This is a genomic window from Streptomyces sp. NPDC007901 (genome assembly GCF_042959465.1).
Taxonomy (GTDB): domain Bacteria; phylum Actinomycetota; class Actinomycetes; order Streptomycetales; family Streptomycetaceae; genus Streptomyces.
This window is the reverse complement of the sequence record NZ_JBIBKW010000026.1, coordinates 19156-44214: the sequence shown is the minus strand read 5'-3', so window position 1 is coordinate 44214 and position 25059 is coordinate 19156. Positions and strand designations below refer to the sequence as shown.

Genomic DNA, 25059 nt, shown 5'->3' with positions numbered 1-25059 from the left:
GGCTGCTCCGGTTGAGGGACAGGCGCCTTCGGGGGCGCTCACGCGCCTCCCTGGCACCCCCGGCGGCGGCTCCGCCATCGGCGTGCCGGTCGTGGAGCCGGCGCACGCCCGTCCCCCGATCGTAGGAAGGTCCGGACGACGGAACGGTTCGCCGCTCAGCCGGAGCCCTACGGTCCGCATATGGCCGTGCCCTCCGCGTCGTCCGCGCCCTGCCCTTCGCCCTCCGCCCACTCCGCCCCGAGCGACACACCGTCGCCGTCGTCCGAAGCCCCGCCGCCACCGGCTGCGGGGAGCACACCGGCAAGGCCCGACGGCCCGCCGTCGCCGGAACGGTCCCGCCGCGCGCGCTCGGGAGCCGCGGCGCCCGCCTCGTCGGTCTCGTCGGAGGGTGCGGTGTCATCGGGATTGCCGAGTGCGGCGGAAGGGGCTGATGGTTCGCCGTCGGCCGGGCGCTCCCGCCGTGCGGGTTCGGGCGATGGACGGGCCGCCTTGCCGCTGTCGCCCGAAGACGGGGTGTCACCGGGAGCGTCGAGCGTGGCCGCGAGGTCTGATGATCCGTCGTTGCCCGGGCGACTCCGCCGTACGGGTTCGGGCGATGTGCCGGCCGTGCTGCCGCCTTCGCCTGACGGCGCGGTGCCACCGGCGGCGGCGAGCGCACCGGCGGTGCCGAGCGTACGGGTGGGGCCAGACGGCCCGTCGCAGCCCGGGCGGCCCTCTCGTGCACGCAAAGGCGCGTCCGCCCGGCCGTCGGAGGCCGTCCCCCGTGCCCGGTCGGGGCGCGGGGAGGCACCGGTGGACGCGGGAGTTGCCGGTCAGGCCGACGGCGGTTCGGGGGTTCGGGCGGGGCGGGGGCCGGCGGCGCCCGTTGTCGTGCCTCGTCGTGATCCCCGGCCTCGGGTCACGGAGTTGCGGCTTTCTGCGTTCGCGCGGCATCGGGGAGCGAGCTTTCCGGTGGGGCAGGTGACGTTGTTGGCCGGGCCCAGTGGGAGCGGGAAGTCCTCGGTGCTGGCGGCGTACGAGGCGCTGGCGCGGCTCGGGGGCGGGGCCGAGCTGGGCGAGGTGTTTCCCGATCCCGTCGCGCTGGTGCCGGAGCGGGCGCGGCCCGATGCGCAGCGGCGGCGCGGGTTCCGGATCGGGTGTACGGCGGACGGTCCCGAAGGGCCGGTACGGCTCGACGTCGCCGTGCAGGCGGAGCCGGAACTGCGGATCGTGGGGGAGCGGCTGACCTCCGGAGGGCTCGTGCTCCTGGAGACCGCGCTGCGGGATCCGGGCCGACGGGCCGTCCAGGCCGCCTGGCACACGGCGGGCTCCGCACCGGTGACCCGGGCCCCGCTCCCCGACGACCGGCTCGGTACCGCGCTGCTGCCGCTGCGGGTGGCCGGGAAGACGGACGGACAGCGGCAGGTGCTCGCCGCCGCCGAGCAGATGGTCGTCGCGCTGCGGTCGGTGTTCGCCTGTGATCCGCGGCCCGAGGGCATGCGCACCCCGGTTCTCAGCGGCTCCGGACGGCTGCTGCGCGGCTGCGACAACCTGGCCGACGTCCTGTGGCGCACCCGCTCCGAATGCGGGCGGCGGCACGGGCTGCTCGTCGACGCCGTGCGCACCGGCTGCGCCGGCCCCGTCGCCGATCTGCTCGCGGAACCGCTCGGCGACGGCACGGTACGGGCGCTGCTCGACCGGGGCGACGGTCACCGCTCGGAACTGGAACGGCTCGGCGACGGCGAACTGCGCTACCTCGCCCTCGCCCTGGTCCTGTTCACCGGCCCCGGCGTCCTGGAGGTCGACGCCCCCGGCGAGGTCCCCGACGCCATGCGCGGCCTGACCGTCCTCGCCGACGGCTTCGACCGCTGCCTCGACCCCCGCCAGCGCGCCGAACTCCTGCGCACCGCCGTCCTGATGGGCGAGCGCGGCCACATCCGTCTCGTCGGAGCGGTGAGCGACGCCTCCTGGGCCCCCGGAGCCGGGGCGATCACAGTGGTACACCTGGACGCGTGACCGACGAACCCCTCGACGTGGCGAGACTCCAGCGCAGGCTGGCCGAGTTCGCCGCCGCCCGCGACTGGCAGCAGTACCACACCCCCAAGAACCTGGTGTCCGCGCTCAGCGTGGAGGCCTCCGAACTGGTCGAGATCTTCCAGTGGTTGACCCCGGAGCAGTCGTCCCGGGTGATGGCCGACCCCGACACCGCGCACAAGGTCACGGACGAGGTCGCCGATGTCCTGGCCTATCTGCTGCAGCTCTGCGAGGTCCTGGACATCGACCCGCTGGCCGCGCTCGCCGCGAAGATCGACCGCAACGAGCAGCGGTTCCCGCGTGCCTGACGGGGGATCAGGGCACCCAGGGAGGGAGTCCGAAAGTCCACATTAACGCTCCGTAGCCGGAACCCCGCCCGAATCCGAATTGTTGTCCACAGATTTCCGTCTTCCTCTGGCTTCGCGTCTCGCGCACCCTCACTCTGGGTAGTGAACTACTGAGTGCGGCAAGGCAGTTCGGACCGACGGGGACGGGGCGACGGATGGACGCGATGCGGCTCATCGTGGTGAGCAGACGGGCGCTGGCGCACGGCGCCGGCGTACCGGAACTGATGACCGAGGTATGGCAGGCCCAGGCCCTGGCCCAGGCGATCGGCAGCAGGCTGGCCGTCTCCGGTCCGCCCGAGCTGCGCGGCGAGGCGCTCGGCCTCACCGAGCTGGCGGGCCGGGGCTGCGGCGTGCTGGGCACCCCTGACCTGGACCCCGGCGCCCTGCGCGCCGCCCAGCTCACCGAACTGGACGACGCCCGCCAGACCCTGCTGAGCCTCGGCGGCCTCCTCGGCGAGGTCGGCATCACGCTCGTCGGCATGGCCAGTACCGCGGCCGACGAGGCGACGTACTGGCAGTGCATGGAGGCCATCGACGCCGCCGACGAGTCCCGGGACCGGGTGCTGGAGATGCTGCGCAAGCTGGCGGCCCGGGAGGAAGTCCGCGACGGCTAGCGGGTGTCCGGCGGATCACGCCGGACGGCGTTCAGCTCTCGATCGTCGATCCCTGCGCCAGTCCCGCCTCCTTGTGGAGGTCGGACAGATCCGCGTTCAGCGCCGCCATGAGCTCCTCCATCTGCTGGAGCAGCCCCTTCGGCTGACCGGCCCGGCCACCCTGCTGCGGAACGGAATCCGGAACGGAACCCGGAGCGGACTCTTCGGACAAGACGGCCTCCTCGGCCCCCCCGGCCCGCCGTCGGCGGCGGGCCATCTGACGCGCGGCGGAGACCGTCCGGCGCGGGCGCCGGCAGGCCCGGCACCGCCCACCCAACGATCACCGAAGAGGCCGGTCACTGGCCGGTACGGCCCCACGCCGCGCCGTCGGCGCTCTTCACCCGCGGCGGGGACGCGCGGGACGGCCGATACCAATGCGGCTGACGGGGGCAAGGAGATGCAGGATGGACGCATGGACCTTCGCATCTTCACCGAGCCCCAGCAGGGCGCGAGCTACGACACCCTCCTCACCGTGGCCAAGGCCACCGAGGACCTCGGGTTCGATGCCTTTTTCCGCTCCGACCACTACCTGAAGATGGGCGACGTCGACGGCCTGCCCGGCCCCACCGACGCCTGGATCACCCTCGCCGGGCTCGCCCGGGAGACCAAGCGGATCCGCCTCGGCACCCTCATGACCGCAGGAACCTTCCGCCTGCCCGGCGTGCTCGCCATCCAGGTCGCCCAGGTCGACCAGATGTCCGGCGGCCGCGTCGAACTCGGCCTGGGCGCGGGCTGGTTCGAGGAGGAGCACAAGGCGTACGGCATCCCCTTCCCGAAGGAGAAGTTCGGCCGGCTGGAGGAACAGCTGGCGATCGTCACCGGTCTCTGGGAGACCAAGGCCGGCGAGACCTTCGACTTCCACGGCACCTACTACGACCTCACCGGCTCGCCCGCGCTGCCCAAGCCCGCCCAGGCGCGGATCCCGGTGCTGATCGGCGGCCACGGCGCCACCCGCACCCCGAAGCTGACGGCGCGTTACGCCGACGAGTTCAACATGCCGTTCGCCTCGGTCGAGGACAGCGCGACCCAGTTCGGCCGGGTGCGCGCCGCCGTCGAGGCGGCCGGCCGCAAGGCGGACGAGCTGACGTACTCCAACGCCCTCGTGGTCTGCGTCGGCAAGGACGACCAGGAGGTCGCCCGCCGTGCCGCCGCGATCGGCCGCGAGGTCGACGAGCTGAAGACCAACGGCCTGGCCGGCACCCCGGCCGAGGTCGTCGAGAAGATCGGCCGCTACGCCGAGATCGGCGCCCGGCGCTTCTACCTCCAGATCCTCGACCTCTCCGACCTGGACCACCTGGAGCTGATCTCCGCCCAGGTCCAGTCCCAGCTGTCGTAACCGGCCGGGTCCGCGCGTCCGGTCGGCTGTGACACGGCTGTGACCGGAGCTGTGGCTTCCGCCACAGTCGCCCGCTGCTCGCCCTGATGAGGTGACCGGATGCGCAGACCCCACCCCCGTCTCCTCGCCCCTGCCGCAGTCCTGCTCCTGGCCACGGCATGCGGCACGGAGCACGCGGACCCGACCGGCGCCGGGGCGGCCGTCCCGGCGCCCCGCGCCACCGTCACCGACCCCGCGGTGGACGGTGTCCGCATCACCTCGGTCGCCCTCCCCACCGCCTCCCCGAGCCCGTCCGCGTCCCTGGGCTCGGTCCACGCGGACCGGCTGCCCGGCGACTCCGGCATCTCCGCCGCCTACCAGGTCAGCAACGACGGCGACGAGGCCATGACCTACTCCGTGATCTTCGCTTTCACGACGGACACCGGCGCGGTCATGGGCAACAAGAAGGTGACCGTGAGCGGGGTCGCGGCGGGCGGCAGCAGGAACGGGACCGTCGACCTGGGCGTGCTCGCGCCGGGTGCCTCCCCGGTGACCCGGGTGAAGATCGAGCAGGTCACCAAGGTCCCCGCCGACGAGGCACCGGCCGAGACGGGTGCCTGCCCGGCCTCCGGGCTGCGGCTGTGGGCCGACGACGGCGACGCGGCGATGGGCCTGCGCGTCGTCGGACTCCACCTGGAGAACTGCGGGAAGCGGGACTACGCGCTCGACGGCTATCCGCGGCTGAGCCTCCTGGACGAGAACCGCGCGCCCGTCGACGGCATCCGCATCCGGCACGGCGGCGCCGCCATCGCCTCGGGAACCGGCTTCGACGACCCGCCCGCCCCCCTCACCCTGAAACCCGGTGAGACCGCCCTGTCCGGCCTGGTCTGGCGCAACACCACCCTGGCGGGCACCGCGGTGAACGTCCCCTACGTCCGGGTCGTGGCGAAGCCCGGCGCCCGGCCCGTGACGGTCACCCCGGAACTGGATCTCGGCACCACGGGAGAGCTCGGCGTCGGCGCCTGGCAGCGGGCCGACCGGTAGGACGGGAGAAATTCCGCGTCCCGCGCCGTCTTCCTCGGTACGTTGGGACCGCGGACACGCGCACGACCAGCGCTTTCGCACTCTTCCCTGACCCTTTTCGAGGCGATCCACCGTGTTCCTGACGATCACCACCACCGGCACCGCCGACCGTCCCGCGACCGACCTCGGGTACCTGCTGCACAAGCACCCCGACAACGCGCAGACCTTCTCGACCTCCTACGGCATCGCGCACGTCTTCTACCCCGAGGCGGACGTTCAGCGCTGCACGGCGGCGCTGCTCCTGGAGGTCGACGCGGTGGCGCTGGTCCGGCGCGGCAAGGGCAAGGGGCGCGGCGGGGCGCCCGACGCGGCGCTCGCGCAGTACGTCAACGACCGCCCGTACGCGGCCTCCTCGCTGCTCGCCGTGGCGATCGGCAAGGTCTTCTCCAGCGCGATGCGCGGGGTGTGCCGGGCCCTGCCCGACGCCCCGGCAGAGCCGAGGCCGTTGCGCGTGGAGGTCCCCGCGCTGCCCGCCCGCGGCGGCCCCGACCTGGTACGCGGCCTCTTCGAGCCGCTCGGCTGGACGGTGACCGCCGAACCGGTCGCCCTGGACACCGCGTTCCCGGAGTGGGGGGACTCGCGCTACGTCGGCCTGGTCCTGGAGTCCGCGACCCTCACCCTCTCCGAGGCGCTGCGCCACCTCTACGTCCTGCTCCCCGTCCTCGACGACGCCAAGCACTACTGGGTGACCTCCGAGGAGGTCGACAAGCTGCTGCGGGCCGGCGAGGGCTGGCTGCCCGGCCACCCCGAGCAGAAGCTCATCACCAGCCGCTACCTCTCCCGCCGCTGGTCGCTGACCCGGCAGGCCATGGAACGGCTGGAGCTGGTCCGGCTCGCCGAGGCCGACGACAGCGAGGTCGAGGACCTCGACAACGCGGTCGAGGACGAGACGGAGACGGAGGAGAAGCCGACCCCGCTCGCCGTGCAGCGACGCGAGGCGATCCTCGCCGCCCTGAAGCGCTCCGGCGCCGCCCGCGTCCTCGACCTCGGCTGCGGACAGGGCCAGTTGGTGCAGGCGCTGCTGAAGGACCCCTCCTTCACCGAGATCGTCGGCGTCGACGTGTCGATGCGCGCGCTCACCATCGCCTCCCGACGGCTCAAGCTGGACCGCATGGGGGAGCGGCAGGCCGCCCGCGTCAAGCTCTTCCAGGGCTCGCTCGCCTACACCGACCAGCGGCTCAAGGGGTACGACGCCGCCGTGCTCAGCGAGGTGATCGAGCACCTCGACCTGCCCCGGCTGCCCGCCCTGGAGTACGCGGTGTTCGGCGCGGCCCGCCCCCGCACGGTCCTCGTGACCACCCCGAACGTCGAGTACAACGTCCGCTGGGAGAGCCTCCCCGCCGGACACGTCCGGCACGGCGACCACCGCTTCGAGTGGACCCGTGAGGAGTTCCGCGCCTGGGCGCACCGGGTCGCCGAACTCCACGGCTACGACGTCGAGTTCACCCCCGTGGGCCCGGACGACCCCGAGGTCGGCCCGCCCACCCAGATGGCCGTTTTCGAGATCGGCACGGACACGATCGCCGCGAAGGAGGCGAAGGCGGCATGACCGAGACACAGCGCACCGGACGGGTCCTCCCCGTCACCGACCTCTCCCTGGTCGTCCTCGTCGGCGCCTCCGGCTCCGGCAAGTCCACCTTCGCACGCCGTCACTTCAAGCCGACCGAGGTGATCTCCTCCGACTTCTGCCGGGGCCTGGTCTCCGACGACGAGAACGACCAGAGCGCGACCAAGGACGCCTTCGACGTCCTGCACTACATCGCGGGCAAGCGACTGGCCGCCGGCCGCCGCACGGTCGTCGACGCGACCAGCGTGCAGCAGGAGTCGCGAAAGCAGCTGATCGACCTGGCCCGGACGTACGACGTGCTGCCCATCGCCATCGTCCTCGACGTGCCCGAGGAGGTGTGCGCCGAGCGCAACGCGGCCCGCACCGACCGGGCCGACATGCCGCGCCGGGTCATCCAGCGCCACATCCGCGAACTCCGGCGGTCCGTCCGGCACCTGGAGCGCGAGGGCTTCCGCAAGGTGCACATCCTGCGCGGTGTCGAGGAGGCCGAGTCCGCGACCGTCGTCACCGAGAAGCGGTTCAACGACCTGACCCACCTCACCGGCCCCTTCGACATCGTCGGCGACATCCACGGCTGCGCCTTGGAACTGGAGTCGCTGCTCGCCAAGTTGGGCTACGCCGACGGCGTGCACCCCGACGGCCGTACCGCCGTGTTCGTCGGCGACCTCGTCGACCGCGGCCCGGACAGCCCGGGCGTGCTGCGCCGGGTGATGTCGATGGTCGCATCGGGCAACGCCCTGTGCGTGCCCGGCAACCACGAGAACAAGTACGGGCGGTATCTCAAGGGCCGCAAGGTCCAGCACACCCACGGACTCGCCGAGACCATCGAGCAGATGGAGGGCGAGAGCGAGGAGTTCGCCCAGCAGGTAAGGGAGTTCATCGACGGGCTCGTCAGCCACTACGTCCTCGACGGCGGGAAGCTGGTCGTCTGCCACGCCGGGCTGCCCGAGAAGTACCACGGCCGCACCTCCGGCCGGGTCCGCTCGCACGCCCTGTACGGCGACACCACCGGCGAGACCGACGAGTTCGGCCTGCCGGTGCGCTACCCGTGGGCCGAGGACTACCGGGGCCGCGCGGCCGTCGTCTACGGTCACACGCCCGTTCCGGAGGCCAGCTGGTTGAACAACACCATCTGCCTGGACACCGGAGCGGTCTTCGGCGGCAAGCTGACCGCGCTGCGCTGGCCGGAGCGGGAGCTGGTCGACGTACCGGCCGAGCGGGTCTGGTACGAGCCGGCCCGCCCGCTGCGGACGGAGGCACCCGGCGGTCAGGACGGACGGCCGCTTGACCTGGCGGACGTCCAGGGCCGACGGGTCGTCGAGACCCGCTACCAGGGCCGGATCGCGGTCCGCGAGGAGAACGCGGCGGCGGCCCTGGAGGTGATGAGCCGCTTCGCGGTCGACCCGCGGCTGCTGCCGTACCTCCCGCCGACCATGGCGCCCACCGCCACGAGTCACGAGGAGGGCTATCTGGAGCACCCGGCGGAGGCCTTCGCCCAGTACGCGCGGGACGCAGTGGCCCGGGTCGTGTGCGAGGAGAAGCACATGGGCTCGCGGGCGGTGGCCCTGGTGTGCCGGGATGCCGAGGCGGCGCAGAAGCGCTTCGGCGTCGCCCCCGGCCCCACCGGCTCCCTGTACACCCGCACCGGACGCCCGTTCTTCGCCGACGAGTCGGTGACCGAGGAGATCCTCGGCCGGATCCGCGCGGCGGTCGACGCGGCCGGTCTCTGGGACGAACTCGCCACCGACTGGCTGCTCCTGGACGCCGAGCTGCTGCCCTGGTCGCTGAAGGCCTCCGGCCTGCTGCGCACCCAGTACGCGGCCGTGGGCGCCGCCTCCGGCGCGGTCTTCCCGGGCGCGCTGGCCGCCCTGGAGGGCGCGGCGGCCCGCGGTGTCGACATCGGTGAGCTCCGCGACCGGCAGCGTGACCGCGCCGCCGACGCGGCCGCGTTCACCGACGCCTACCGCCGCTACTGCTGGACCACCGACGGCCTGGACGGGGTGCGCCTCGCCCCCTTCCAGATCCTCGCGGTCCAGGGCCGCAGCCTCGCCGCGCTCCCGCACGACGGGCAACTCGCCCTCCTGGACCGGCTGGTGGAGCACGACCCGAGCGGTCTGCTGCAGACCACCCGCCGCCTGTACGTCGACACCGGCGACCCGGAGTCGGTGCGGGCCGGCGTCGACTGGTGGCTGGAGATGACCGGCCGGGGCGGCGAGGGCATGGTCGTCAAGCCGCTCGGCGCGGTCGTCCGCGACCCGGACGGCCGCCTGGTCCAGCCCGGCATCAAGTGCCGGGGCCGCGAGTACCTGCGGATCATCTACGGTCCCGAGTACACCCGCCCCGACAACCTGGCCCGGCTGCGCAACCGCTTCCTCAACCACAAGCGGTCCCTGGCCATCCGCGAGTACGCCCTGGGCCTGGAGGCCCTGGACCGCCTCGCGGACGGCGAGCCGCTGTGGCGGGTCCACGAGGCGGTGTTCGGGGTGCTGGCCCTGGAGTCGGAGCCGGTCGACCCCCGCCTCTGACCGGCGTCAGGGCCTCGGGGCCTCAGCCGACCAGCCGGAGCCGGCGGGCGCAGGCCCCCACCCGGACGGTCTGCCCCCAGGTCAGCTCCAGGGCATCGGTCTCGATGCCGTCGCCGAAGGCGATCAGGCGGTCCGACTCGACCGTGAGGGTCAGGGCCGCCGAGGCCGTCAGCTCCCCGGCGACCAGGGAGGTCCCGGTCGCCGGGGACGGCCAGGCCTCCCGGACGAACCACAGCAGGCGGTCCTCGGTGGGGGAGGGCAGCGGCAGCCGGGTGCCGCGTTCCTGCCACAGCGAGCGCAGCCAGCCGGTGGCCCCGGTGCCGGTGCCCACCAGCACCCCGGAGGATGCCTGGGCCTCGACGACACCCCCGTCGTTCTCGAGGCCCAGGCGGTATCGGGCGGTCTGATGACCGGCGGTTCCCAGGTAGATCTCGTTGAGCGCCACGAGCCGCTGCGTGTCGTCGGCGACCGCCTCGACCATCGTCAGCTCGTCGACGCCGGTGGCCACGACCGAGGCCAGCAGTACGGCCGCCTGCTCGGGCCGGTGCCGTACCAGGACACCGGGGTTGCGGCCGGGGTCGGTGTCGATGCCCACCACCGGCTGGCCGTCCAGGTACTTGGCGACGTTCGCCACCAGCCCGTCCTGGCCGACCACCACGACCACGTCCTCCGGCGCGAACAGGAAACGGTCCAGGTCGGACCGCTCCACCCGGGCCTGACGCCAGGTCAGCGGCACCGCCGAGGTCACCTCGGCGAGCGCCCGCCGGGTCCGCCGGTGCCGTTCGGCGACCTCCTCGATGCTCCGCCCCCGGGAGGAGAGGAAGAAGGCGGCCTGTCCATGGGTGCCGTGGTGGGCCACCAACTCCTCGTACTCGGTAATCCGGTGGACGAGCACAGCACGGGGCGCGAGACTCACGGCGCCGCCTCCGGAAGCCGCCGCACCCCGCTCATGCCTGCTCCCCCGAGCCCAGCTTCGCCAGCAGCCCTGTCAGCACGTCCGGTGACACGGTCACGCTGTCGATGCGTGGCAGGTTCTCGGCGAGCCGGGTGCCTGTGAGGGCGTGCAGGGTGGCCACGTCCACTTCGCCGTGCACCCGGAGCCAGGCCGCCTGTGCTGCGGCCCGCGCCTCGCCGACCTCCCGCGCGCCGGCCGCCTCGGCCCGCGCGAGCGTGACCGTCCGGGCCGCCTCGGCGTCGGCGAGCTTCACGGACCGGGCCGCCTCGGCCTCCGCGAGGGTCACGGAGCGGGCTGCTTCCGCCTCCGCCAGTTTCACGGAGCGGGCGGCCTCGCCCGCCGCGAGCTTCACCGTCCGGGCCGCCTGCGACTCCGCCTGGACCGCGTCCGCCGCCGCGGCTTCCTCCGCCTCGCGGCGCGCGTTGGTGCCGCGCTGCTCGACCAGTTGCTCCTCGCGGCGGGCCAGTTCGATCTGGCTGGCCAGCTCGTTCTCGGCGATCGCCCGCTCCCGCTCGACGGCCACCGCCCGCCGCTCGTAGGTGGCCCGGTCGGCCTCCTGCTGGATCTGTTCCCGGGCCGGGGTGCGCAGCGCCCGCTCCACCTCGGGCTCCGGCCGCAGCGCCATCACCCGGACGGCCACCACCTCGATGCCGGTCGCCGGCAGCCGGGGCTCGGCCTCCAGCCCCTGCGCGATCCGCTCCCGCACCGCCGCCACCCCGTCGACCAGCGCCGCCGAGAGCGGGGTCCGGGCCAGCACGTGCAGCGCGTGCTGCTGGGCCGTCTCCGTGAGCAGCGTGCCCAGCTGCTCCAGCGGGGTGCCCCGCCACACCCCCGTGTCCGGGTCGATCGAGAAGTCGAGGCGGGCGGCGGCCGCCGCCGGGTCGCCGATGCGGTAGGTGACCGTCGCCTGCACCGCCACGTCCTGGAAGTCGGCCGTACGGGCGTGGAAGGTCATCGCCAGTTCGCGGTCGTCGACCGGTATCTCCGAGATGGCCGCCGTGAGCGCGCGGAACCAGAAGCTGAGCCCCGGTCCGTCGTGCAGCAGCCGGCCACCCCGGTGGTGTCGGACGTGCGCCGTCGGCGCCCCGCGCAGATGGCGCCAGCCGAGGCGCCGGGTGATGTCGGCCATGGTGCCCCCCTCATGATTTAGAGTCAGTAAGACCATAATCCAGGGCGCGGCGCTTGTCGTCAAGGGGACGAGAAAAGGAAACGGTCAAGCAGGGGGTGAACGCGGTCCGCGATGGTCAGGATGGAGACATGGGATTCCACGTCGACTCCGAGGCCGGGCGGCTGCGCCGCGTCATCCTGCACCGGCCGGATCTGGAGCTGAAAAGGCTCACCCCGAGCAACAAGGACGCCCTCCTCTTCGACGACGTCCTCTGGGTGCGCCGGGCCCGGGCCGAGCACGACGGCTTCGCCGACGTGCTGCGCGACCGCGGGGTCGCCGTCCACCTCTTCGGCGACCTGCTGGAGGAGGCGCTGGAGATCCCGGCCGCCCGCACCCTCGTCCTGGATCGGGTCTTCGACGAGAAGGAGTACGGCCCGCTCGCCACCGACCATCTGCGCGCCGCCTTCGAGAAGCTGCCCGCGCGCGAGCTGGCCGAGGCGCTGGTCGGCGGGATGACCAAGCGGGAGTTCCTGGGCGCGCACGAGGAGCCCACCTCGGTCCGCTTCCACGTCATGGACCTGGACGACTTCCTCCTCGAACCGCTCCCCAACCACCTCTTCACCCGGGACACCTCCGCCTGGGTCTACGACGGGGTCTCCATCAACGCCATGCGCTGGCCGGCCCGGCAGCGCGAGACCGTGCACTTCGAGGCGATCTACCGGCACCACCCCCTCTTCCGTGCGGAAACGTTCCACGTCTGGTCCGAGGGGCAGGCCGCCTACCCCTCCACCATCGAGGGCGGCGACGTCCTGGTGATCGGCAACGGCGCGGTCCTGATCGGGATGAGCGAGCGCACCACCCCGCAGGCGGTAGAGATGCTCGCGCACAAGCTGTTCGCGGCGGGCTCGGCGCGCACGATCGTGGCCCTGGACATGCCGAAGCGGCGCGCCTTCATGCACCTCGACACCGTGATGACGATGGTCGGCGCCGACACCTTCACCCAGTACGCCGGGCTCGGCATGCTCCGCTCGTACACCATCGAACCGGGCGTCGGCGAGAAGGAACTCAAGGTCACCGACCATCCGCCGGAGCACATGCACCGCGCGATCGCCGCCGCCCTCGGCCTGAACGAGATCCGGGTGCTGACCGCCACCCAGGACGTCCACGCGGCCGAGCGCGAGCAGTGGGACGACGGCTGCAACGTCCTCGCCGTCGAACCCGGTGTCGTGGTCGCCTACGAACGCAACTCCACCACCAACACCCATCTGCGCAAGCAGGGCATCGAGGTGATCGAGATCCCGGGCAGTGAACTGGGCCGGGGGCGGGGCGGGCCGCGCTGTATGAGCTGCCCGGTGGAGCGGGACGCGGTGTGACGGATCCGGCGATATCGGCCTGTATAGAAATGTGGAACATCGTATAGACTTCCATAGTCCCTGAAGCTGACCCCTACCGCTGGAGCGCCCCCATGGCGACAGTCCCGACCGCACTCGCCGGCCGCCACTTCCTCAAGGAACTGGACTTCACCCAGGAGGAGTTCCGCGGGCTGGTCGAGCTGGCCGCCGAGCTGAAGGCGGCCAAGAAGGGCGGGACCGAGACCCAGCACCTGCGCGGCAAGAACATCGCGCTGGTCTTCGAGAAGACCTCCACCCGCACCCGCTGCGCCTTCGAGGTCGCCGCCGCCGACCAGGGCGCCGTCACCACCTACCTCGACCCGGCCGGTTCGCAGATCGGGCACAAGGAGTCGGTGAAGGACACCGCCCGGGTCCTCGGCCGGATGTTCGACGCGATCGAGTACCGCGGGCACGGCCAGGGCGTGGTCGAGGAGCTGGCCGCGTTCGCCGGGGTCCCCGTCTACAACGGCCTCACCGACGAGTGGCACCCCACCCAGATGCTCGCCGACGTGCTCACCATGACCGAGCACAGCGACAAGCCGCTCACCGGCATCGCCTTCGCCTACCTCGGCGACGCCCGCTACAACATGGGAAACTCCTACCTGGTCACCGGCGCCCTGCTCGGCATGGACGTGCGGATCGTCGCCCCCCGCCTGCTGTGGCCGGACGACACGATCGTCGACCTGGCCCAGCAGCTCGCCGCCGCATCCGGCGCCCGGATCACGCTCACCGAGGACGTGAAGGAGGGCGTGCGCGGCGCCGACTTCGTCGCCACCGACGTCTGGGTGTCGATGGGCGAGCCCAAGGAGGTCTGGGACGAGCGGATCGCGCTGCTCGGCCCCTACGCCGTCACCATGGACGTGCTGCGTGCCACCGGCAACGCCGACGTCAAGTTCCTGCACTGCCTGCCGGCCTTCCACGACCTCGGCACCGACGTCGGCCGCGAGATCTACGAGCGGCACGGCCTGACCGAGCTGGAGGTCACCGACGAGGTGTTCGAGTCCGAGCACTCCGTCGTCTTCGACGAGGCCGAGAACCGGATGCACACCATCAAGGCGGTCCTGGTCGCCACACTGTCCTGACCAGCCCTATCCTTTGCGGCGGCCCCGCACCACCCCTCGCCGGGGCCACCGCCGCGATGGCGGCCGTGAAGCTGGTCGTCCTGGTCGCCTTCTGCGTGATCGGCTTCAGCGCCTTCAAGGACGGCAGCCTCGTCCCATTCTCCCCGGCCGGGCTCGGCGGCATCGGCGCGGGCACCACCGCCGCGTTCTTCTCGTACGTCGGTTTCGACGCGATCACCACGGCCGGCGAGGAGGCGAAGAACCCGCGCCGGGACATCCCGGTCGCGATCCTCGTCTGCATGGGCGTGGTCACCCTGCTCTACTGCGCGGTCGCGCTCGCCGCGACCGGCGCCATCGGCGGCGACCAGGTCGCGGGCCGCCCCGCCGCCCTCTCCTACGTCGTCAACCAGGTCACCGGGTCCACCGTCGGCGGCGGGGTGATCGCCTTCGGCGCGGTCGTCGCCATCGCCTCCGTGGTCCTCGCGGTGATGTACGGCCAGACCCGCATCCTGATGTCCATGTCCCGGGACGGACTGATCCCGCGCGTCTTCGAGAAGGTCTCCCCCAAGACCGCCACCCCCGTCGCCGGCACCCTGATCGTGGCGGTCGTCTTCGCGCTCCCGGCGGCCTTCGCCTCGCTCGACGCGGTGATGAACCTCTACGCCAACGGCGGCAGGTACAAAGGATGCGACTCGTGAAGTGGCTCGGTGGCGTGGTGTGGATCGGTTCCTGGTACCTGATGTACTTCGAGATCACCCGCTGGCACCACGTCAAGCCGTCGCTGGCGTTCAACTCGGACATAGCCCCCGGTGCCCATCCCGGGCTGGCGCTGATCGTGCTCTATATCGCCTGCGTTGCGGCCCCGCTGGTAGTCCTGACTACCGTGGCCAAGCAAATCCACCGGAACCGGGCTGCCCAGTAAGCGCAGCCCGTTTCCGCACGCCCTACGCCTCACCAACTACAGCTGCCGTGGCAGCGCGGGCAGAAGTGGGCGATGCTGACGGCGTACGACATGTACACCGCGGCCACCTTCGAGGAGGCCGGTATCCCGGTGCTGCTGATCGGGGACTCGGCGTCGAACAACGTCTTCGGCAACACGACGGCGTTGCCGGTGACCGTGGACGAACTGCTCCCGCTCGTACACGCGTGTCCGGGGCGGCCCGGCGGGCGCTGGTCATCGCGGACCTGCCGTTCGGCTCGTACGAGGGGTCCGCGGAGCAGTGCTTCCCCACGGCAGTGCGGTTCATGAAGGAGGCGGGCGCGCACGCGGTGAAGCTGGAGGGCGGCGAGGAGATGGTGCCGCAGGTGGAGCTGTTGACCCGGTCCGGGATCCCGGTGATGGCGCACATCGGGTTCACCCGCAGTCCGAACACAGCCTTGGGCTACCGGGTGCAGAGGCACGGTGAGGACGCGCAGGGGCTGGTGTCCGCGGCGAAGGCATTGGAGGCGGCCGGTGCGTTCGCTGTGCTGATCGAGATGGTGCTGGCCCGTTTTGGAGCATGGCTCAGTTGGCGTTGAGCCACTTCATGAAGGTTTGCGCCTTGTCTTTCCACAGGGCTGGATGTGTCATCGACAAGTGTCCCGTTGAATCGTCTGTGGTCGGGCGTACGACGTATCTTCCGTGCTGCACCTTGGTCATGCCTTGCTGCAGGATACCTAGGCTGTCGCGGTAGAATTCGTCGTCGGCAAAGTTCACTGCATACACCTTGGCCGTTATATTCCCTAGGTGAGGCTCGCCGTTGAAATCTTGGGACGCCTCCAACGAGTAGATGAGGTCATTGGCGTCACCGCCGGAGGATTGCGCTTTGACGGCCTGGATAAACTGGTCAGCCTGCCCGGGTGTGGTGACTTCTTCTTGCAGGTGCGAGACACCGTCGATCATCATCCGCGCAATGCTGGCAGCAGCCGCCGCCGCAGGTGGCTGTTGTTGGTAGTTTCCGCCGTTCCAGGTTGGGTCGGATTTTATTTGGTCGACGATGATTTTTCGCCACAGCAGGTTCCGTCCGCTGATCGGCGCTGGGAAGCACGCCACTGGCATGATCCCGTCCATCGCGGATGGGTAAGCCTCTGCCCACTGCCAGGCGTTCATGCAGCCCATGGACATCCCCACGACTGCGCGCAGATGCGAAATGCCGAGTGTCTCCGTGACGAGCTTGTGTTGGAGATCGACCATGTCGCCGTACCCATAGTGAGGGAATCTGCTCCTGAGTCCGTCGCTCGGCTTGCTCGACTGACCGTGCCCGATCGCGTCGGGAATGATAACCAGATAACGTGTCACATCAAATGGCGCCCCTGGCGTGAAAAGTGACTGTTGAAACTCCGGTGTCAACAGGGCCTTACTGCTCGCGCCCGTCCAGTGAAGGAGCAAGATAGCGTTATCGACCACGCCCTTCTGATTTTTATGTGGTTCGCCGAGTAGGGTGTAATGGAGTTTCAGCTGATCGATTGTTTCGCCGTCCCGGAACTTGTAGTTAGCGACAGTGGCGTCCCCTTCGCGGGGAGTCGTCACACCGGACTGGGGCGACGGTGCCCCACTTGCCGCCGTGCCTGCTACAGCCCGGAGCTCGGTGGCCGACCGCGCGGGGCCAGCACAACCTTGAAGCAACGCGCACAGTGCTAGAGCGGTGACAGGACTGGCCACACGGCCAGTCCTGTGCCGTATGAGACCTTTCTTCCCGTGATTTGCGCGTGAGCGTGTCGACATCTTTCTCCTACTTTCCTGGTTGCATACTCAAGGGAAGGATTCCGGAGCCAGAGTCATCGCCCCGGCGAGTCAGAGATCCGCCGCTGGATCATCGAGATCGAATTGCTGGAGGCCGTGCTCGCACGTGGTCTTGTCAGGTCCGCCGGGCTCCCCGGCCGGGGTGGCGGGACCACGCTGCGGTCCTCGAAGGTGACCAGCGCGTGCGCCGGCGTGGCGCTGGCGCGCAGGAGCGCTGCGAGGCCACGGCGGCCCTGCCGGAGGGTGAGGTCCGACCCCAGGGTGATCATCATCGCGGTGAGGGCCGGCATCTGATGCACGAAGAGCGTGATCTCCTTGATGTGTGCCTCCTCGAACGGCTGGGTCCTACCCGCGCGTTGTGGAGCACCGCGTAGGCGTTGTCCTCGCCGGTCTGGGTGTGGAGGCGGATGTCCTCGACCGCCGTGAACGCGGAGGCCAGGAAGTCTCGCAGCTGGCCGGGTCCCTCGAAGTGGAACTGTTCGGTGAGCGGCGGGACGAGCACGACGTCCGCGCTCAGGCACGCGGCCGCGGCGTCGACGTCACCGCGTTCCAGGGCGGATCGCCAGCGCGCGACGGTAGTGGCGGCGGAGTGCGGGGTGTCGGACATGGGTCTCTCCCCGGTATGAACGGCGCGATCGGGTTTGCAGGTGGCGGGTGTCAGCCGTCGAGCTGGTTGAGCTTGCGGATCTGCTTGTCGAAGGCCCAGGCAGGAACGAGGCGGCGCAGTATGCTGGCGCGTCCGGCCAGGGTGCCGGCGGTGTAGCGCAGCTTCGGCTTCACGTCGGTCGGTGCCCCGACGATCACCCGTCGCCGTCCTTGATCGCCGCCACCAACCGGGCCCTAGGGCCCGGCGGTTGAACTGGCGGCATAGGCGGGTCGAGCGCGTTGGGTGGCGGCCATCGATGCGGTCGCCGCTGCGAGGAACGTACGTCGTTTCATCCGAGCTCTTCTTTCAGGCGACGGGGACGGTCGGTTGCCGGAAGTCGATGTCGGAGCCGCCGAGCAGGGTCGGGGTGCGGGCGGCTACGGATTCGTGGGGTTGGCCGAGCGGGATCCGGCTGGCTTCGTCCAGTTGCTGGTATTGCTCGTGGCTGAGTTCGACGTCGAGGGCGGCGAGGTAGGTGTCCAATTGGGACACGGTGCGTGGGCCGATCACCGGGACGAGTCCGGTGGTGGCGATTGTCGCGCGGTGCCGTAGCCACGCGATCGCGACCTGAGCCGCGGTGGTGCCGAGGTCGTCGGCGATGCGCAGGACGGTGTTGAGCACGGTGCTTTTCTGTTCGGTGTCTTCGGTGTGGATCAGTCGACCCAGCGTGGTGAGTCGTCCCTCCGACCGGTGGCGATACTTGCCGGTCAGCAGCCCGCCACCCAGCGGTGACCAGAACGTCGCGCCCAAGCCGAGCGCTTCGGCCATCGGCAGGATTTCCCGGTCGGCGGAGCGTTCGACGAGGCTGTACTCGACCTGCACGCCCACGATCGGGGCCCAGCCGCGCACCTCGGCGAGGGTGACGGCCCGCGCGGTGCGCCAGGCCGGGAAGTTCGACAGCCCGGCGTAGAGGATCTTCCCGGAGCGCACCAGATCGTCCAGTGCACGCACGATCTCCGTCGTCGGGGTGACCGGGTCCGGGAAATGGACCCACAGCAGGTCGATGCGGTCGGTGCGGAGCCGGGCCAGGCTGCCCTCGACCGCCCGGATCATGTTCCGACGGGAGTCGCCGGTGCCTTGCACGCCCGAGGTGGCGTGGATGCCGACGCCGAACTTCGTGGCCACGGTGAACTGGTCGCGCCGGGTGGTCAGCAACTGCCCGAGGATCTCTTCGGACTCGCCTGCCTGATAGCTCTCGGCGGTGTCGAGGAAGGTACCGCCCGCGTCAGCGAACCGGTCCAGGATCCGAGCCGTCTCACTCCGCTCGCTGCCGGCGCCCCACCGGGTGCCGAAGGTTGCGGTTCCCAGAGCGTATTCCGAGACGCGCAGGCCGTTGCCGCGGCCGAAGGTCAGGTACCGCATGATGCCGCCTCCAAAGTAAAGCGATCACGGTACTTGACCGTAGCCGACGACCGACCCGAAGTAAAGCGGCCGCTATACTTGAGTGGTGACCAGCACCGAGACGATCCACCGGGGTGGACGTGGCGCACGGGAGCGCATCCTGCGCGCCGCGGCGGAACTGTTCTCACGAGACGGCATTCACGCCACCGGCGTCGCCCGGCTCGCTGAGGTGGCCCACGTGTCCAGCCGCACCCTGTACCAGCACTTCCCCAGCAAGGAGGCCATCGTCGCCGCCTATCTGGGACGCTTCAGGGCCGAGCCGCCGGTGCCCGCCGTGGCGCAACTGACCCGCGACGACGTCGATCCGCGGCAACGCCTGCTCGCCTTGTTCCGCGAACCCCCGACCAGCCCGGACGCGGTATATCGCGGATGCGTGTTCCACAACGCCGTCGTCGAGGGTGCAGGCACCATGCCCGAGGTGGCGGAACTGGTCCAACAGCACAAACAAGCATTCACCCACCGCCTGGCTGGGCTTGCCGCCGAAGCAGGCGCCCCCGACCCGGAAACCCTCGCCCGCCGCCTGGCGCTGCTGTTCGACGGAGCCCGCGCCCTGTCCACCTCACTCAATGACACCCAGCCCTTCCGTGACGCCCACGAAGTCGCGGAAATGCTGATCGACCAGGCCATCCCGCCGGCCCCGAACTGACCCCCAGCTGAAGATCACCCCCCCCCCGTGTCTTCGACGCGAACCGGGACCAATGGCCGCAGCGGTTAGCGTTGTTCTGGGCTGCCAGTCGCGCCCCTCAACTGACTGTGAAGAACGCACTTCCGGCTCGGGTGAAGGCTGAGGTCGCGGGAATCTGCGTGTGCTGCCCTTCGGTGTCGCACGGGAAAGCCGTCCGTACTCCTAGTGATGGGGGTTCGGGACTTGCTCGCCTCTGCGACGAAAACTGATCGGGCCCCCTCGTCGTAAACCGATCGATTTCCATCCGTAAGTCCGAGCGGAGGGGCGCCGCTCGGTGCCCCGATGGCCGCAGAGGATCAAGTACGATGCCCATCATTGGCGTCTGCTGGCCGTGCGACAGCCGGCTCAGCAGCACCGGCCACGGTCCCGTACCGCCGGGCCGGTGGACATCCGCGCGCAGCCTGCCGTCACGCATCTCTGCCGGAACAGCGAACTCGATCTGGATCTCCACCGTGTGCCGCTCCATCGCCTCTTTCGTTCTTGCGTGGCGCTTGAGTGCGGGCAGGTGTCAGCCGGCCAGCTTGTTCATCTTGCGGATCTGCTTGTCGAAAACCTGGGCGGGGGCGACGCGGCGCAGTATGCGCGCGCGTCCGGCCGTGGGGCCGGCGGTGTAGCGCGGCTTCGGTTTGGCGCCGGTGGCCGCCGCGACGATCGCCTTGGCGACGGTGGCGGGGGCGTCACCGTCCCTGATCGCCTCCGCCATCACGCGGTCGACGGTGAAGGGCAGCGAGCAGGCCCTGGGCGCCATGGCGGGCGCGTAGGCGCGGCTGATCTCGGCGCGCTCCGAAACGCTCGTGATGCAGATGCAGGGATACGGCGTCGTCGCGGCCGCTGAGGCAGAGGGTGATGGCCAGACGGGCGAGCTCGTCCGGGCCGGCTGGATGAGGCGGTGGGGTACCCGTGCACCTGTCGCTGGGTGCCGACGTCCACGCGACCACAGGCTTCTTTGCTTGCGGCATGATCGGCAGCACTCTTACGGCCATCGGGCTTCCCGCCGATTGCGGGGAAGCGGGGACGTGAGGCCGTGGGCGCTGCTCCGGCTGCCGGAGTCGGGCAGCAACCCGAAAGAGCGTTTCGGTCGCCGATCCTGCTCGAAGACGGGGTGGATCACTGCATGTCTGCCGCATCGAGCAGGGTGGTCGCCGTGGGTGCGATGATCCCGGTCAGATGGTCGGCGCCGATCCCCGCGCGGGCGCTGGCGCCGTCGATGACCAGGATGAGCTGCCGGGCCAGCAGGTCGGGGTTGCTCGCCCCACCCCGTTCGGCCTCGGAACGGAAAAAGGCCGTCAGGTTCGCTTTGATCTGGTGGGCCGTCCGGCTCGCGGGGTGGGTCTGGTCCTTGAGCTCGATCTGCACAGCCAGGTACCGGCAGCCTTGGAAGTCGGGCGCACCCGCCTGCGACTCCACCCGCTCGAAGACGTACAGGATCCGCTCGCGGGGGGAGCGGCCATCATCCGCCGGGGGCAGGGCCCTCGCCACGAAGGCACCGCAACGCTCCTGCAGGCTCGCCGCCAGCAGTTCGTCCTTGCTCTCGAACAGCTGATACATGGAGCGCTTGGACACCCCCGCTGCCTTGCACAGCGCCTGGACGCTGATGTCGATGCCGACGCCGTCGCGGTAGGTGAGCGTGGCTGCTGCCTCCAGCAGCCGCTCCCGGGGGCTTTGCTTCACTTTGGTAGTCATACCGCGAGGTCAACTCCAATCGGACGCAATGGAAACCGATCGGTTTCCATGTGGGGTCGGGGGAGGCGCCTGCCGTCGGGTGGACGTCTGAAGGCCGCTCAGAGGCTCGGCGACGGTCTTGGGGGAGAGACCGTCGCCGAGCCCTGATGGTGCACGCGCCTCTCGTCCCCGCGGGGGCGACGCACACCGGGGCCACTCCGCTGAATGGCCCCGTCTTGGGTGAGCCGCCTTCCGCTACGCCGGGGCAGCGGTCTTCTCGGGCTCCGTGTCGGCGGGGATGCGGTGCAGCCCCTTGCGGTCGTACCAGCTGGTCACTCCGAAGCCGAAGAGGGCGGCTGCCGCGAGGCCGACGGCCATCATGACCCAGCCCCGGGTCAGGCCGGCGTCGGCCTGGGCGTCGTAGTACAGGATGGAGCGGATGCCGCCGGTGATCTGCCGCAGCGGTTCGAACTCCGCCAGGAAGCGGTAGAAGCCGGGCAGGGCCTGGAGGGGAGTGGTGGCGTTGGCCGTCGGCACGGCCATCCCGATGAAGACCAGCGTGACCACCAGCATGCCGGGCGTGCCGAAGACGGCGAGCAGGGTGAGCGCACCGATCCCGGAGACGGCGATGGCGCACACCGAGTACAGCCACAGCAGCGGCAGATGGGCGGCTTGCATTCCCATGAGGCCGACCGCGCCCGCCATGACCAGGCTCCCCATCAGCAGGGACAGCCCGGCCATGAGGGTGCTGCTGATGGCGAGGGTCTGCACCCGGGTCGCCCGGATGAGTGGGCGGTGCAGGCGCAACGGGCCCATGTCGTTGTGGGTGTAGCCGAGGGCGTGGTCGACCTGGCCGCTGATGACGTTGGCGGAGAGCATGCCGCAGACCACGAGGACGAGCGCGTAATAGAACGCTGTCAGGCCCAGGCCGCTGTGCGCGTCGAGGGGATGGCCGTCCTCGACGGTGACGGCGGCCGGGTCGGCCAGCAGGACGCGTGCCGCGGCGGGCAGCTTCGCCTGCCCGGTCCCGCCCTGGGACGTGAGCTCCTTGCCCACCTGGAGCGAGGCGCTTTCGGCCGCCTGTGTCGTCGCCGTCCGGGCCAGGCTGGAGCCCACACTGCCGGCGGACTGGTTGGTCAGCACCGTCAGCGTCGGACGGGTCGGGGTCCCGGTGGTCGCGGGGCCGGTGAGTGCGGTGGTGGCGGAGGTGAAGTCGGCGGGGACGACGAGCGCGCCGTACAGCTTGCCCTTGCCGAGTTCCTCCTTCATCTCCTTCTCGTCCATCACCTTCCAGTCGATCTTGCCCCCGCTCGCGGTGGACTTCTTGATCGACTCGGTGATCTGAGCCCCCAGGTTGACCTGCTCGCCACCGACATCGGCCCCCTTGTCGGCGTTGACCAGGCCGACGGGCAGATTCTTCATGTGATCGACGGGATCGATGTTGGCCCCGACGTAGAACACCGTGAACAGCAGCGCGAGGACGCCCGTGATGACGCCGTTGGCGGTCCACAGGGGTTTGGCACGCAGGACGCGGAACGGGTGAATCACACTCATGACTTACTCCGGTCTCGGACAACACACTCATAGACGGAGAAGGCCGGACAGCTTCATTGCGGACCGGTGACCCTCGGAATGTTCGATCTCGGCACACACGGCCGCGACGCGGAACCGGAGGTGCAGCACCCTGCCGGGACTCCAGCCGATGAAACCGGTCGGTTTCAGACCCGTCAGCAAACCGATCGGTTTACGGATTCCAAGTCGAGGCGCTGGCCCATACCCCGGCAGCGCCGCGAAGCCGCGTGCCGACGCCACTCCTGGTCATCGAGTCGCTTCGAACCGTGAGGGGAGCGGCTCACTTCAGGTCGCGCAAGCCCTGCAGCGCACTACACCGGCAAGCCCTGCCTCGACGGGGACCCCGCCCGGGGCAGCGCCCGGGGCGGGGTCGACCGCTGCACTGCTGGGGTGCGCACCTGGACAGCGACCAGGCGGCCGCCTGACGCGAGCCGGAGAGGTCACACGAGCCTGACCGGCCCGGCGTCGATCGGCAGGCGGACCAGGAGGTAGGGCTTGCGGCGCAGGTCCTGGCCCTCGTGGAAGGGCGCCAGCCGGTCGAGTTGGTTTGCGGTGGCGTACAGGTGCCGGTCCGAGGCGACGGACAGGGTGTCGATCCAGTTCAGGTCGGTGCCCTGGGCGAGGGTGCGGTAGGTGCCGTTCGGGTTTCTGCGCCAGATGGCGTTGTGTTCCAGGTCGCCGCCGTAGAGCCGTCCCTTGTCGTCGCTCTCCAGGCCGTCGGCCATCGGCTTGAACCCGAGGTTTTCGACTGTCGCCGCGACCTCGGCGTCCGTGGCGTCCGGGTCGGCGAGGGCGTCGGTGGACACGCTGTGCAGTCGGCGGCTGGACAGCGGGCAGTAGTAGAGGCGCGTGCCGTCGGCGCTGAGAGCGATGCCGTCGGAGCCGGTCTCGTAGTACGTGGGCTCGCCGCCCGCGGGGCGGACCATGAAGGGCTGGCCGTCGATGACCGGAAGGAAGTCCGGGTCCGGGAGCGTCGAGGGATGTCCGGCCAGTCTCCGCCAGGAGCGGCCGGTGGCGAGGTCGACCACGATGATGCCGTTGGAGCCGCCCGAGTCGGTGATGAACGCCGTGCCCTGGGCGCCGCGCCGCAGGTCGAGGCGCACGTCGTTGGGGTAGCTGTTCGCCGGCACCACCTCGGGCGGGAAGAGGATCTTCCGTACGATCCGGTTGGTGCGCAGGTCGACCGCCACGAGCTTGGGGCCGCCGTAGGAGGACCCGGCGAACAGCGGGCTTCCGGTGTCGAGGATCCACAGTCGGTCGGCCCCGTCGACGACGACGCTCTGCACCGACTGGAAGTGCCCGGCCAGGTCGGAGGCGTCCTGGCGGTTCACCTCGGCGTCGGGGTAGGCCACCGGCTTCCCGTCCCGCAGTTCGGCGACGGTGAACGGGACGTCGTCGCCCCAGCGGGGAAAGTTGACGAAGATGCGGCCGCGGCACGAGACGGTGACACCCGTCGGCATCGCGTCCCAGAAGCGGGCGACGACCTCGTAGTGACCGGCTGTTGAACCGGAGGGGGATGCGGAGGCGTAGGCGGGTCCGGCGAGTTGGCTGGCGGCCAGCGACGCGGTGGTCGCCGTAAGGAACGTACGTCGTTTCATAAGAGCGTCTCCTGTTGGGTCAAGGCACTGGAGAGCGCGACGAGTTGCCGTAGCACATCGGCGCGTGGTGGGAATGGACGGACACTGCCGTGGCTGGTGGAGGCCGCCACCAGGAGCGCTGTCCGCCGAGGACATCGCCTGCGGCTACCGCCAACTCCTGGAAGGGGAACGGGGTCAAACGGCCGGTGGACCTGGTGCTCTCAGGTCCGCCGGGCTGCCGGGCGGGTCTTCGCGACCATGCTGCGGTCCCCCGAGGAGACCATCGCGTGAATGGGTACGGTGCTGACGCTCATGAGCGTCGCAAGGCCCCGGCGGCCCTGCTGGCGAGCGAGCGCCGGACCCACGAGGTGCATCAGGGCGGTGAGGGCCGGCATCGGACGCCCGAAGAGCGTGATCTCCGTGATGCGTGCTTGGTCGTCGAGCCGCAGCATCTGCACCTCCTCGAACGACTGGGAACCCACCCGCGCCCGGTAGACCAGGGCGTACGTGTCGCCCTCGCCGGTCTGGGTGTGGTACTGGACGTCCTTGACCGCCGCGAACACCACGGTCAGGAAGTCGCGCAGCTGGTCAGATCCCTCGAAGGGGAACTGGTCGGTGAGCGGCGAGCTGAGCACGACGTCCGGGCTCAGGCACGCGACCGCGGCTTCGACATCACCGCGTTCCTCGGCGGAGCGCCAGCGCGCGATGGTAGTGGCGGCGGAGTGCAGGGTCTCGGACACGGGTCTCTCCCGGTATCAACGGCGCGAACGGGTTTT

Annotated in this window: 24 protein-coding genes and 3 pseudogenes; 13 read left to right on the top strand and 14 right to left on the bottom strand. The window is 70.5% G+C overall.

Annotation, left to right across the window (positions count from 1 at the left end; all coding sequences use genetic code 11):
• Positions 1-167: 167 nt before the first annotated feature.
• Positions 168-728, bottom strand: a complete 561-nt coding sequence (locus ACFZDK_RS47770; RefSeq protein WP_390983350.1) for a hypothetical protein — start codon at positions 726-728, stop codon at positions 168-170.
• A gap of 142 nt (positions 729-870) precedes the next feature.
• Between ACFZDK_RS47770 and ACFZDK_RS47765 the strand changes: the two genes are divergently transcribed.
• The 3 genes from ACFZDK_RS47765 (at position 871) to ACFZDK_RS47755 (ending at position 2974) form a co-directional block, all read left to right on the top strand.
• Positions 871-1995 (top strand): ATP-binding protein, encoded by a 1125-nt coding sequence (locus tag ACFZDK_RS47765; RefSeq protein WP_390983347.1) that lies wholly within the window; start codon positions 871-873, stop codon positions 1993-1995.
• Positions 1992-2321 carry a MazG-like family protein gene (locus ACFZDK_RS47760; protein ID WP_390983345.1) on the top strand — a complete coding sequence of 110 codons (330 nt, stop codon included), beginning with the start codon at positions 1992-1994 and terminating at the stop codon, positions 2319-2321. The genes ACFZDK_RS47765 and ACFZDK_RS47760 overlap by 4 nt, the downstream gene beginning before the upstream one ends.
• Before the next feature lie 194 nt (positions 2322-2515).
• Positions 2516-2974 carry a DUF6099 family protein gene (locus tag ACFZDK_RS47755; RefSeq protein WP_355710137.1) on the top strand — a complete coding sequence of 153 codons (459 nt, stop codon included), beginning with the start codon at positions 2516-2518 and terminating at the stop codon, positions 2972-2974.
• A gap of 31 nt (positions 2975-3005) precedes the next feature.
• Here the strand turns inward: ACFZDK_RS47755 and ACFZDK_RS47750 are convergent, their stop codons facing one another.
• The gene (locus ACFZDK_RS47750; RefSeq protein ID WP_390983342.1) at positions 3006-3185 is read right to left on the bottom strand and encodes a hypothetical protein; all 180 of its coding nucleotides are present in this window, start codon (positions 3183-3185) and stop codon (positions 3006-3008) included.
• Positions 3186-3425: 240 nt separating this feature from the next.
• Between ACFZDK_RS47750 and ACFZDK_RS47745 the strand changes: the two genes are divergently transcribed.
• From ACFZDK_RS47745 to ACFZDK_RS47730, 4 genes are all read left to right on the top strand, one after another.
• Complete coding sequence (locus ACFZDK_RS47745; protein WP_390983339.1) at positions 3426-4349, top strand: TIGR03560 family F420-dependent LLM class oxidoreductase; 924 nt, start codon at positions 3426-3428, stop codon at positions 4347-4349.
• Positions 4350-4448: 99 nt separating this feature from the next.
• The gene (locus tag ACFZDK_RS47740; RefSeq protein ID WP_390983336.1) at positions 4449-5372 is read left to right on the top strand and encodes a DUF4232 domain-containing protein; all 924 of its coding nucleotides are present in this window, start codon (positions 4449-4451) and stop codon (positions 5370-5372) included.
• 112 nt (positions 5373-5484) lie between these two features.
• Positions 5485-6960 (top strand): 3' terminal RNA ribose 2'-O-methyltransferase Hen1, encoded by a 1476-nt coding sequence (locus tag ACFZDK_RS47735; protein ID WP_390983333.1) that lies wholly within the window; start codon positions 5485-5487, stop codon positions 6958-6960.
• Entirely contained in the window at positions 6957-9503 is a 2547-nt protein-coding gene (locus tag ACFZDK_RS47730) for a polynucleotide kinase-phosphatase (protein ID WP_390983330.1), read from the top strand. Before ACFZDK_RS47735 ends, ACFZDK_RS47730 begins: the two co-directional genes overlap by 4 nt.
• A 22-nt stretch (positions 9504-9525) precedes the next feature.
• Here ACFZDK_RS47730 and ACFZDK_RS47725 read toward each other — a convergent pair whose 3' ends face one another.
• Entirely contained in the window at positions 9526-10419 is an 894-nt protein-coding gene (locus ACFZDK_RS47725; RefSeq protein WP_390983327.1) for a hypothetical protein, read from the bottom strand.
• Positions 10420-10450: 31 nt separating this feature from the next.
• The gene (locus ACFZDK_RS47720; protein WP_390983324.1) at positions 10451-11587 is read right to left on the bottom strand and encodes an SPFH domain-containing protein; all 1137 of its coding nucleotides are present in this window, start codon (positions 11585-11587) and stop codon (positions 10451-10453) included.
• A 128-nt stretch (positions 11588-11715) separates the two neighbouring features.
• Here ACFZDK_RS47720 and ACFZDK_RS47715 point away from each other — a divergent pair, with 128 nt between their 5' ends.
• The 5 genes and pseudogenes from ACFZDK_RS47715 (at position 11716) to ACFZDK_RS47695 (ending at position 15536) form a co-directional block, all read left to right on the top strand.
• Positions 11716-12939, top strand: coding sequence for an arginine deiminase (locus ACFZDK_RS47715; protein ID WP_359226246.1), 1224 nt, complete (start codon positions 11716-11718; stop codon positions 12937-12939).
• 92 nt (positions 12940-13031) lie between these two features.
• A complete protein-coding gene (gene argF / locus ACFZDK_RS47710; RefSeq protein WP_390983321.1) occupies positions 13032-14039 on the top strand; it encodes an ornithine carbamoyltransferase in 1008 nt (335 codons plus the stop codon).
• A gap of 38 nt (positions 14040-14077) precedes the next feature.
• Positions 14078-14689 (top strand): annotated as a pseudogene (locus ACFZDK_RS47705) (APC family permease); the annotation flags it as partial.
• A 23-nt stretch (positions 14690-14712) separates the two neighbouring features.
• Positions 14713-14940 carry a hypothetical protein gene (locus ACFZDK_RS47700; RefSeq protein ID WP_390983275.1) on the top strand — a complete coding sequence of 76 codons (228 nt, stop codon included), beginning with the start codon at positions 14713-14715 and terminating at the stop codon, positions 14938-14940.
• Positions 14941-15012: 72 nt separating this feature from the next.
• Positions 15013-15536: pseudogene (locus ACFZDK_RS47695) on the top strand (3-methyl-2-oxobutanoate hydroxymethyltransferase).
• On the opposite strand, the gene ACFZDK_RS47690 reads toward ACFZDK_RS47695, so the two are convergent.
• The 5 genes and pseudogenes from ACFZDK_RS47690 to ACFZDK_RS47670 all read right to left on the bottom strand — a co-directional run bounded on the left by ACFZDK_RS47690 (position 15523) and on the right by ACFZDK_RS47670 (position 18748).
• A complete protein-coding gene (locus ACFZDK_RS47690; protein WP_390983318.1) occupies positions 15523-16527 on the bottom strand; it encodes an alpha/beta fold hydrolase in 1005 nt (334 codons plus the stop codon). The pseudogene ACFZDK_RS47695 and the gene ACFZDK_RS47690 overlap by 14 nt on opposite strands.
• A gap of 248 nt (positions 16528-16775) precedes the next feature.
• Positions 16776-17039, bottom strand: coding sequence for a hypothetical protein (locus ACFZDK_RS47685; RefSeq protein ID WP_390983315.1), 264 nt, complete (start codon positions 17037-17039; stop codon positions 16776-16778).
• The gene (locus tag ACFZDK_RS47680) at positions 17009-17347 is read right to left on the bottom strand and encodes a nuclear transport factor 2 family protein (RefSeq protein ID WP_390983313.1); all 339 of its coding nucleotides are present in this window, start codon (positions 17345-17347) and stop codon (positions 17009-17011) included. The genes ACFZDK_RS47685 and ACFZDK_RS47680 overlap by 31 nt, the downstream gene beginning before the upstream one ends.
• A gap of 50 nt (positions 17348-17397) precedes the next feature.
• Positions 17398-17547 (bottom strand): annotated as a pseudogene (locus tag ACFZDK_RS47675) (short-chain dehydrogenase/reductase); the annotation flags it as partial.
• Between the two features lie 145 nt (positions 17548-17692).
• Positions 17693-18748: an aldo/keto reductase gene (locus tag ACFZDK_RS47670; protein WP_390983310.1), complete on the bottom strand. Its 1056-nt coding sequence runs from the start codon at positions 18746-18748 to the stop codon at positions 17693-17695.
• Between the two features lie 85 nt (positions 18749-18833).
• Here ACFZDK_RS47670 and ACFZDK_RS47665 point away from each other — a divergent pair, with 85 nt between their 5' ends.
• The gene (locus ACFZDK_RS47665; protein WP_059203589.1) at positions 18834-19433 is read left to right on the top strand and encodes a TetR/AcrR family transcriptional regulator; all 600 of its coding nucleotides are present in this window, start codon (positions 18834-18836) and stop codon (positions 19431-19433) included.
• A 547-nt stretch (positions 19434-19980) separates the two neighbouring features.
• Here the strand turns inward: ACFZDK_RS47665 and ACFZDK_RS47660 are convergent.
• The 5 genes from ACFZDK_RS47660 to ACFZDK_RS47640 form a co-directional block, all read right to left on the bottom strand.
• Positions 19981-20220 (bottom strand): hypothetical protein, encoded by a 240-nt coding sequence (locus tag ACFZDK_RS47660; protein ID WP_390983307.1) that lies wholly within the window; start codon positions 20218-20220, stop codon positions 19981-19983.
• Positions 20221-20579: 359 nt separating this feature from the next.
• Positions 20580-21155: a TetR family transcriptional regulator gene (locus tag ACFZDK_RS47655; protein ID WP_390983305.1), complete on the bottom strand. Its 576-nt coding sequence runs from the start codon at positions 21153-21155 to the stop codon at positions 20580-20582.
• A 234-nt stretch (positions 21156-21389) separates the two neighbouring features.
• Positions 21390-22688: a DUF3533 domain-containing protein gene (locus ACFZDK_RS47650; RefSeq protein ID WP_390983302.1), complete on the bottom strand. Its 1299-nt coding sequence runs from the start codon at positions 22686-22688 to the stop codon at positions 21390-21392.
• Between the two features lie 458 nt (positions 22689-23146).
• Complete coding sequence (locus tag ACFZDK_RS47645; protein WP_390983299.1) at positions 23147-24304, bottom strand: L-dopachrome tautomerase-related protein; 1158 nt, start codon at positions 24302-24304, stop codon at positions 23147-23149.
• 200 nt (positions 24305-24504) lie between these two features.
• Complete coding sequence (locus tag ACFZDK_RS47640) at positions 24505-25023, bottom strand: nuclear transport factor 2 family protein (RefSeq protein ID WP_388356997.1); 519 nt, start codon at positions 25021-25023, stop codon at positions 24505-24507.
• Positions 25024-25059 lie beyond the last annotated feature (36 nt).